Here is a 1179-nt window from a genome sequence, read left to right as displayed (position 1 = left end):
TTTACGTTCTGGATGCAGGCAGCTCGAACGTGACGCTGGTATATAATGGCCAGGCGGTTGGTCAAAACACGATTGCCGGCTGGCAGGCCATTCAGGCCGAGGCTTCGGGCGGCGGTTACAAAGTGCTGTGGAAAAACGTCGATGGGACGTATGGGGAATGGACCGTCAATGCCAATGGTCAGTTCCTCAGCAGCAGCAGCATCAGCAACGTGGCTGATGTTGAGACCTTCTATGGTGCTGATTTGAATAATGACGGGCTGACGGGTCATGGTACGGTCACGGTTGAAACCAACGGCTCCACGACGCTCGTTTCGTCAAGCCTGGGTTCGTATTTGATTAACGGCACCATTGAACTGACCCTCAACGGTGCCAAAGCCGGCCCGGGCAGTATTCCCGGCTGGCAGGCCATTCAGGCCGAGGCTTCGGGCGGCGGTTACAAAGTGCTGTGGAAAAACGTGGATGGCACGTTTGGGGAATGGGTGACGGATGCCAGTGGTCGTTTTGTCAGCAGCCGCACCGTAGACGACGTTAGGGATGTCGAGGTCTTCTATGGCGCAAATCTGAACAATGATGGGCAAATCGGCCATATCACGACCAGCATCGAATCCAACGGTTCCACGACGCTGGGATCGTCAACCAATGGCGCATATGTAATCGGCGGCAGCATCGACTTGACGTTCAACCAGGTTAATGCCGGTCCTGGCAGCTTCGCGGGCTGGCAGGCCATTCAGGCCGAGGCATCCGGTGGCGGCTATCGGGTGTTGTGGAAGAACTCGGATGGGTCCTACGGTGAATGGACGACGAATGCGGCTGGTGAATTCCAGAGCAGCACAACAATCAGCAATGTTGCGGATGTAGAGGTCTTCTATGGCGTTGACCTGAACAATGACGGGCTGACGGGGCATGGAACGATCAGCATTGAATCCAGCGGCGCGACAACGCTGGGGGCGACAACCCAAGGTGAGTATCTGATTGGCGGCACTACCAACTTGACATTCAACAACGCCACCGTCGGACCGAACAGCTTCTCCGGCTGGCAGGCCATTCACGCCGAGGCTTCAGGTGGCGGCTACCGGGTGCTGTGGAAGAATGCGGATGGGTCCTACGGTGAATGGGTCACGGATTCCAATGGTGTGTTTATCAGCTCCAACACCGTCGCTGACGTGGTAGCGGTTGAAA

General features: G+C 56.6%; 1 protein-coding gene. It reads left to right on the top strand.

Annotation, left to right across the window (positions count from 1 at the left end; translation table 11 throughout):
- Positions 1 to 1179 (top strand): hypothetical protein (locus tag AC2FNN_RS21695; protein WP_496760604.1); only part of this gene is annotated, 1179 nt, incomplete at both ends.

The sequence above is a fragment of the Ruegeria sp. BHSA118 genome (assembly GCF_059613405.1).
This window is presented reverse-complemented; position numbering and strand designations above follow the sequence as displayed.